The organism is Rhodopseudomonas sp. (assembly GCF_048594845.1).
Classification (GTDB): domain Bacteria; phylum Pseudomonadota; class Alphaproteobacteria; order Rhizobiales; family Xanthobacteraceae; genus Rhodopseudomonas.
Genome location: NZ_JBMDXE010000205.1, coordinates 1 through 7,719, shown reverse-complemented (window position 1 = coordinate 7,719; position 7,719 = coordinate 1). Strand labels below are relative to the sequence as shown.

The window sequence follows — 7,719 nt, the reverse complement described above, 5'->3', positions numbered from 1 at the left end:
TACTCACGCCGTCATGGCCGGGCTTGACCCGGTCATCCATCGGAGAACGACAAGCCCCGGAGCGATGCTCCGGGGCTTTCTGCTGTGTACCTTGGATGTCCGAGGCCCGCCTTTCGTCCGTCATTCCGGGGCGCGCGGCACGCGCGCCCCGGAATGACGAACGAGGGTTGGACGACGAGGGAGCGATCATCGCATAGTAGCCCGGGTGAGCGAAGCGACATCCGGGAGTCTCGATTGCGTGACGGCCTGCTGAGTAGCAGCACTCGCCCCATATACACTCGTGCTAGCCATCTTCATGCGCCCCCTCTCTTTGGATCACCTTATTGATTTTCCTTATCAGGCCACGAACCAACCATGAGACCAAATAGACGAGCGCCATAACGCCTTCTGTCGAGAACAAAACACCAGCACAGAACATGAATGCCATCAGACAAACAAAGCCCATCGGCAATGCAATCGAGAGCGACCGAAGCGAATCTGCCGACATCACCATTTCGAAATTCAATGACTCGAATGTCGCAATCGGCCCAAGCATTAGCGCGGCGAAGATAAACGACAGAGTCGACCGCCCTCCAGATTTCCACGCTTCAAGCCTCTCACCGGCAATCCGAATTGCGTCATTCGAAAACACTCCAGTCAGCACTCGAACAACTGCAAGGAACAGAATACATACAATCACGACGTCAAAAGTCGCAAAAAGCATCTCGATGTGTCCGCGGTCCAGGCGACCGGCCATGAACTGGCGTTGCTTCCATAGCAATCGCGGAATACCCAAATTGACCGCGGTAGGCTTGAAAACGTGCGCAGACACCGCCACTACAAAGAACAGCACGACAACAGCGAATGGCGAAAGAACCAGCGCCTTTGTACAAAGGCGATGGACAAACTCTAGTTGCTCAGCGCACCACGATTTCCGGCGTATTTGACGCGCATCTTCCTCGTGCATTCTGCCCCCCAAACCCCGACGCTCGTTTTCCGCACGTCTACCAGTCACAAGCTCGTCGCGGAAATGCCGCAGCAGATCACTTGTTGTGAGCGGGGTGCATGGTCGCCCGGGCGAGCGAAGCATCTTGGCCCGTAGGGCGGATTAGCGCAGCTTAATCCGCCATTACGCCGATACAAGCCCAGCGGTCGTTCGGCGGGTTACGCCTTCGGCTAACCCGCCCTACGATGGCACGTCGCTCGCGTGGCCCGAACAACGTCCGGCGGCGATCAGGCACGTCACAGCTGAGGATCGCGCATCCGCATGGCCTCGCGCGAAAACTCGCCGTCGTCCTGCGGCATCGCAAGCAGTTCGTTGGCCGTGGGAGAGGGATCGCTTCGGCTCCGCCACCACAGCCACAACAGCGCCCCGCCAATCACCGGAATGCCAATATCCGTGTAGAACACCACCCCCGCATTCCCCGCGGCGAAATTGTGCTGCGTCAGCATCTGGTAGATGTGACCAATCGCGGCGCCGAGGCTGAACACGCTGGGGCCGAGGATGGCGGCGAGGCGGAGGTCGAAGCTGCGGAAGGCGGCGAGGAAGCCGACGACCGAGAAGCCGAGGCTCGCGGTGGCGACTTCGAACTGGAACGGGCTGTCGGCCCAGCCGATGAACGCCGCGGACATCTTGCCGAAGAAGCCGTGCATCACGAAGTTGTACAGAAAGCAGACGCCGATCGACCAGAACACGTGCCAGGCCAGCAGCCGTTCGATCACGTCATGGAACCGCAGCGGTTTCGGTGCACGCGCGACCGCGACCAGCGCGAACAACAGGCCGATCACGAGGAAGCTCAAGGAAAAATTCGATAGCACGAAGACGATGGTCGCCTTGATCAGTTCCGCCACGCCGTGTTCTCCGCTTGGTGGTGAGGCTCGCCGCAACGGAGCTGAAGCGGCGGGATGGGGGGTGATGGTAGCACCCATTCGAGCAGCAACAATGAAGCGCGACGATCCGCCGGACGATCGCCGGGCGAGGGCGCTCTGCTAGGCGGTGAAGTGCTCGACGTGAAGTTCGGCGGTGCGGCCGAGATACACGGCGCGGCGTCCGCTGAGCGACACCACATCACAGGCGCAGCCGGCCGCCATCACCCGGCGGCAGAAGCCCGCATAGCTGTAGCCGTGCAGAGTTGCTGCACGTCGCGGATCGCGGCCTGCACCGTCGGGCGTCAAACGCTGTCGCGACCGGGCCCTCGTGCCGCAGCGTCGGCAGCTCGATGCTGTCGCCGTCGGGCGATAATAGATCGCCGTGGCGCGGCGGAAGTCGATCGCGTAGCTCTCGAGACCGGCGTCGATCAATGCGCCGACGATCTGCGGGAAGGTCATGGTGTCGTCTTCGGCCGCCCGCAGCGCGTTCGGCGAGACTCGTGCTGGTGAACCAACGCTGCTTGGACTGCTATCAGATCATTTGATCGACGAAATTGGTAGCAGTTCCGCTGTATGCGAATTGGCGATTTCTTAACCGTGCCCGTTCATCGTCGCCGCAACGCAACAGGAGTTTCCGATGCAGGACATGGACCAAGCGATCCGCGAGCGCGCCTATCATATGTGGAACGACGCCGGCCGCCCGGAAGGCAACGCCGACGCATTCTGGCTGAGCGCGCAGCGCGAACTGCTGGCGCAGTCGCTGACCCAGATCGCCACCGTGACCGCCGCACCGAAGAAGGTGGCCGCGAAGAAGACCTCGTCGCGCAAGCGCAAGGCAGCGTGAGCCTCACCAACCTTGCAACGTCATAACGCCGCCCGCGCACCGCTCCGCAGTCGTCCGGCTCGTCCGGGCGATGAGTAGTGCGGAGTGCACGGCGCGGAGCGCGCTGAGGCGGATCTTTTTGCGAAAGCGGACGGATTGCCGGGTCAAGCCCGGCAATGACGACGGAGAGAGTTCACGGGCGCTCAGCCGCGAAACTTCTTCGCTTTCTTCTTGAACGCCGGGCTCTTGGCCGATGGATCGGCGCGGCGGGCCTTGCTGACATAGGCCGGCTTGTCGTCGCGCGACTTCGACTTCTTCTTTAAGCCGTCGGGCTTGAAGCCGGCCGGCTTGTAGCCGTCGCCATCACGGTCCGGCTTGCGGCCGCCCTTGTCGAAGGGCTTCTTCTTGAAGCCATCCTTGCCGAACGACGCATCCTTGTGACGTGGCGCGCGCTGGTCGTCGTAGCTTTTGCTCCGCGGTCGGTCGTCGCGGCTGTCGCGGCGCGGATCGGCCAGCGGCTCGATCTGCGGCGACCATGAGTCCGGCCGCTTGCTGCGCCGCGTCTCGCGCTCGGATTTGCGCTCGTAGGGGGCCTTCGCCTCGTGCGCAGGCTTCGCCTCGTACGGAGCTTTCGCCGGCCGCTCGGCGCGCTCCTCGATCGGCTTGGCGCCGATCAACGGCTCGATGCGGATGTTGTCGTCCTTGTCGGGCCGCTTGATCTGCGCGGCGAAATCGACCGCGGCCGCCGCCGAGATTTCGAACTCGGTCGTGGTATCGAGAATCCGGATCGCGCCGATGTCCTGCCGCGTGATGCCGCCGCGGCGGCAGATCATCGGCAGCAGCCAGCGCGCCTCGGCGTTCTTGCGCTTGCCGATCGCGGCGCGAAACCACACGCCATCTTGCATCGCATGCTTCTGCGCCGCCTTGGCCGAGCGCGGCCGCGGCTCGCGCGGGCCATCGCGGTCGTCGCGCGAACTACGCGACGCACGCTCGTCTCGGACGCGCGGGGCGCGCTCGCCGGGATCGAGAATGTCTTCCGGCGCCGGCAGCCGCGCGCGATACAGGCGAGCGAGCGCCACCGCGATCTGCTCGGCGCTTCGCTCAGCGAGCAGCGTCTGCGCCAGTGCCTGATCGTCGGCACTTGCTTCCTCGGTGAACAGCTCGTCCTGCAGCATGCGCTGCTGATCGAGCGCGCGGATCTCTTCGGCCTGCGGGGCGGTGCCCCACACCGCGTCGATGCCGGCGAGGTTGAGCAGCATCTCGGCGCGCCGCCGCCGTGCCGGCGGGACTAACAACACGCTGATGCCCTTCTTGCCGGCGCGCCCGGTGCGGCCCGAGCGATGCTGCATCACTTCGGGATCGTTCGGCAGATCGGCGTGGATGACGAGGCCGAGATTGGGCAGGTCGATGCCGCGCGCCGCGACGTCGGTGGCGACGCAGACGCGGGCGCGGCCGTCGCGCAGTGCGTTCAGCGCATTGGTGCGTTCGTTCTGGGTGAGTTCGCCCGATAGCGCCACCACCGAGAAGCCGCGTTCCAGCAGCGCGGTGGTCAGATGCGTCACGCCGTTGCGGGTGGCGCAGAACACGATCGCGGTCGGGGACTCGACGTAGCGCAGCGTATTGACCACCGCGTGCTCGGCGTCGTTCGGCGCGATCCGCACCGCGCGATATTCGATGTCGGCGTGGCCGCCGTCGCGGCCGGCGACTTCGATGCGGAAGGCATCCTGCTGATAGGTCTTGGCCAGCGTGATGATCATGCGCGGCAGCGTCGCCGAGAACAGCAGCGTGCGGCGCGTCTCGGGCGTGGTCTTGAGAATGAACTCCATGTCCTCGCGGAAGCCGAGATCGAGCATCTCGTCGGCCTCGTCGAGCACCACGGCCTTCAGCTGCGAGACGTCGAGCCGGTGGCGGCGCAGGTGATCGCACAGCCGGCCGGGCGTGCCGACCACGATATGCGCGCCGGCTTCGAGCTCGCGCTGTTCGCGGCGCGGATCCATGCCGCCCACGCAGGAGACGACGCGCGCGCCGGCTTCGCCATACAGCCAGCCGAGCTCGCGGTGCACCTGCAGCGCCAGCTCGCGGGTCGGCGCCACGATCAGCGCCAGCGGCGCCGCAGCGCGCTCGAACCGCTCATTGTCGCCGAGCAGGTCGCGGGCGATGGCGAGGCCGTAGGCGACGGTCTTGCCGGAGCCGGTCTGCGCCGAGACCAGCAGGTCGCGGCCGGCGGCGTCGGGCGCCAGCACGGCGCTCTGCACCGGCGTCGCCTCGGAATAATTGCGGGCCGCCAAAGCTCGCGCGAGCGGCGGGGGAGAAGACGAGAATGGCACGGGCAGGCAACCTTCTGGGCGATGACGCCGAATGGGAAATCCCGGCGGCTCCAATGGAGCCGGACGATGCACGGCCGCAAAACGGCGGGCGATGACGGGAGGTATGGAACGTTTAAGCCAAGACGGGCCAAAGCGCCAATCATTCCTCCGCGCGGGCTCCGGCGGGCACGGGGCACGGGTACGTCGGCCTGGGTCCGGCCGCCGGCCGCGGAACCGTGGGCCGTGTCGCTGCAGTCACAGATTACCTCTAGTCCGGCTTCTGCAACCTCGCGTATGGTTGCGGCGCGGGCTGCCCGCGGATGTTTTCAGCCGCTCGCGCCCAGATCGTCAGCGCCATCCCGTGCCCCGATGTCCGTTTCCGACCCTCACAGCGTCGTCCAGCCGGTTGCGGCCGATCAGCCGGGCTCGCTGATGCAGCGGGTGGCGCGGCTGATGCAGCGGATCGGGCTGCGCTTCGCGGATCCGGCCGATGAGCTCCGCTTCGTCGAGACTTTCGTGCGCGGCAGCCTGCGCTGGACCCAGGCGGCGATGCTGCTCGGCGCCGCCACCTATGCGGGCTACACGTTCTGGGATTGGGTGCTGTATCCCGAAGTGGTGCCGACCACGCTGGCGATCCGCGGCGGCACGGCGCTGCTGGTGCTGCTGCCGCTGACCGTGCTGATCGCCTTTGCGCGCAGCTGGACCGAGCCGATCCTGCTGCTGTACTGCGTCATCCCCGGCTGCGTGCTGCCGTTCGTGTATCTGGTGCTGCCGTCGGGCTTCACCTTCGCGTCGGCGGGCATGATCATCGTCATCCTGTTCGTCTCCACCATGCTGCCGCTGCGCGTCGGCTCGCTGCTGGTGTTCTGCGTCACCACCTGGCTGGCCTTCGCATTCGTCGAGTGGATCGCGCCGTCGCTGCCGACCGGGCTCGGCTTCATCAATCACTTCCTGATCGGCAATGCGTATCTGTTGTCGCTCTACGCGGTCGGCGCCCGCGAGTATCGCGCCCGCCGGCTGTTCGAGACCACCGAGGCGCTGCGGCTCGAAACCGCGCGCGCCGAGACCTCGCTGCAGGCCTTGCAGGCGACGCAGGCGCATCTCGTGCAGGCCGAGAAGCTGGCGTCGCTCGGCCAGCTCGTCGCCGGCGTCGCCCACGAGGTCAGTACGCCGCTCGGCCTGGCACTGACCGCCTCAACGACGATGCAGGGCGACGTCAAAGGCCTGTCGCAGATGGTGGAGAGCGGACAGGTGCGCCGCTCCGAGCTGGTACGCGGCATGGGGCGGCTGGAGCAGGGGCTGCAACTCACCTGGCAGAGCCTGCACCGCGCCTCCGAGATGATCCACACCTTCAAGCAGGTCGCGGTCGATCACGCCAACGAACAGCAGGACACTTTCGAGCTGCAGGGCTGGCTGGCAGAGACCTTCGACAAGCTGAAGCCGCTGCTGGCGCGGCGCGGCCTCGCGGTCGAGGTCAGCGCGCCGCCCGGCATCATGCTGCACAGCTATCCCGGCGCGCTCGGTCAGCTGATGAGCATCCTCGCCTTCAACGCCGCCGAGCACGGCTATCCGGACGGCGCCGGCGGCGTCTTCACGGTGACGGCGACGCAGCCCGATCCGGCGACACTGCGCATCGTCTGCGCCGACCGCGGCGTCGGCATCGCGCCCGAACTACGCGATCGCATCTTCGACCCGTTCTTCACCACGCGTCGCGACAGCGGCAATGCCGGCCTCGGCCTGCACATCGCCTTCAACCTGGTGGTCTCGACCCTCGGCGGCACCATCGAACTGATCGAGCAGGACAGCGGCGCCGCATTCGCAATCGAGATTCCCACGCAGCGGCCGGGGACGTAGTCGCGGCGGTGACTCTTTGGCGGTTGCACTGCGAATCCTGAGACTGAGCGACAAGCCCGAACTCGCCCCGCCGCCATCAATCGGTGACTACGTCGTCTGTTCTCTCGTCGCTCAGTGTATCGTCGCCGTTGTTCACGACTAAACATATCTCCGTTGCCGGACGCCCATCGGTATTTGACTTGCATCAATACGTCACGCGACTGTTAGGCCGCACAAATAGTTCGCTCGGTTTGTGACGTATCAAGTGAGCCAGCTACGACGACGTCCTGGTAAGGATACGTAGCAGGGAGGGGCGTGGCATGCGTAACCCCGGCGTCCACAATTCATTCGCGAAGATCCTGTTTCTCGACATTCCGAGCCTGATCGACAGCGCTTGGCGTCGCTTCGATTTCCACGCGCATGCCGAGACGATCTACCGGATCGATGATCCCGGACATCCCGCGCCGCGTCCTTTGTGGACGATGCCGCATTACGTGATGTTCGTCCTGCTCGTGTATTTCGTCAGCTATGGCCCGAATCCCAACGGGCTGTGCGCGATCGCGTCGGCGGAGATCGTCGCGCTCCTGCGGATCGCCTTCGGCGTCGTCATCGCCGCCGCAACGCTCGTCGTCGCCGTCCGCTATCGCAGCATACCGGCCGATCTGGTGCATCGTCGGTTCCGGCGGCTGGTCGCCAATGGCGAGGCGGTTTCGCCTGCGCGCGAGCTGATCGTCGTCGTCCTCGCGCGGTTAGTGGCGCTCGTTCCAATGGCCGCGGCGCTGTGGAGCGCGGCCTATCTCGCGGGCTGGCGCAGCGGGCCGATGGTCTGCGCTGTTCAGCATGCCGACAGCTACGCCCAGCTCCGCTTCGCGCTGTGCCTCGTCACCGTCGTTGCAGTCGGCGTTATCG

7 protein-coding genes are annotated in these 7,719 nt (G+C 65.5%); 3 read left to right on the top strand and 4 right to left on the bottom strand.

The window, feature by feature from the left end; genetic code table 11:
- Window positions 1-283: 283 nt before the first annotated feature.
- From ACOJTD_RS13225 to ACOJTD_RS13215, 3 genes are all read right to left on the bottom strand, one after another.
- Window positions 284-946 carry a hypothetical protein gene (locus ACOJTD_RS13225; protein WP_420133366.1) on the bottom strand — a complete coding sequence of 221 codons (663 nt, stop codon included), beginning with the start codon at window positions 944-946 and terminating at the stop codon, window positions 284-286.
- Between the two features lie 275 nt (window positions 947-1,221).
- The gene (locus ACOJTD_RS13220; protein ID WP_420133365.1) at window positions 1,222-1,830 is read right to left on the bottom strand and encodes a DUF6790 family protein; all 609 of its coding nucleotides are present in this window, start codon (window positions 1,828-1,830) and stop codon (window positions 1,222-1,224) included.
- A 138-nt stretch (window positions 1,831-1,968) separates the two neighbouring features.
- Window positions 1,969-2,307 carry a DUF1398 domain-containing protein gene (locus ACOJTD_RS13215; RefSeq protein WP_420133364.1) on the bottom strand — a complete coding sequence of 113 codons (339 nt, stop codon included), beginning with the start codon at window positions 2,305-2,307 and terminating at the stop codon, window positions 1,969-1,971.
- Window positions 2,308-2,485: 178 nt separating this feature from the next.
- Here ACOJTD_RS13215 and ACOJTD_RS13210 point away from each other — a divergent pair, with 178 nt between their 5' ends.
- Complete coding sequence (locus ACOJTD_RS13210; RefSeq protein ID WP_420133363.1) at window positions 2,486-2,692, top strand: DUF2934 domain-containing protein; 207 nt, start codon at window positions 2,486-2,488, stop codon at window positions 2,690-2,692.
- A 182-nt stretch (window positions 2,693-2,874) separates the two neighbouring features.
- Here ACOJTD_RS13210 and ACOJTD_RS13205 read toward each other — a convergent pair whose 3' ends face one another.
- Window positions 2,875-4,998 carry a DEAD/DEAH box helicase gene (locus tag ACOJTD_RS13205; RefSeq protein WP_420133362.1) on the bottom strand — a complete coding sequence of 708 codons (2,124 nt, stop codon included), beginning with the start codon at window positions 4,996-4,998 and terminating at the stop codon, window positions 2,875-2,877.
- 348 nt (window positions 4,999-5,346) lie between these two features.
- On the opposite strand from ACOJTD_RS13205, the gene ACOJTD_RS13200 reads away from it, so the two are divergent.
- Together ACOJTD_RS13200 and ACOJTD_RS13195 are read left to right on the top strand one after the other, a co-directional pair.
- Window positions 5,347-6,831, top strand: a complete 1,485-nt coding sequence (locus ACOJTD_RS13200; protein WP_420133361.1) for a sensor histidine kinase — start codon at window positions 5,347-5,349, stop codon at window positions 6,829-6,831.
- A gap of 299 nt (window positions 6,832-7,130) precedes the next feature.
- Window positions 7,131-7,719: hypothetical protein (locus ACOJTD_RS13195; RefSeq protein ID WP_420133360.1), on the top strand; the 589-nt coding region annotated here is incomplete at its 3' end.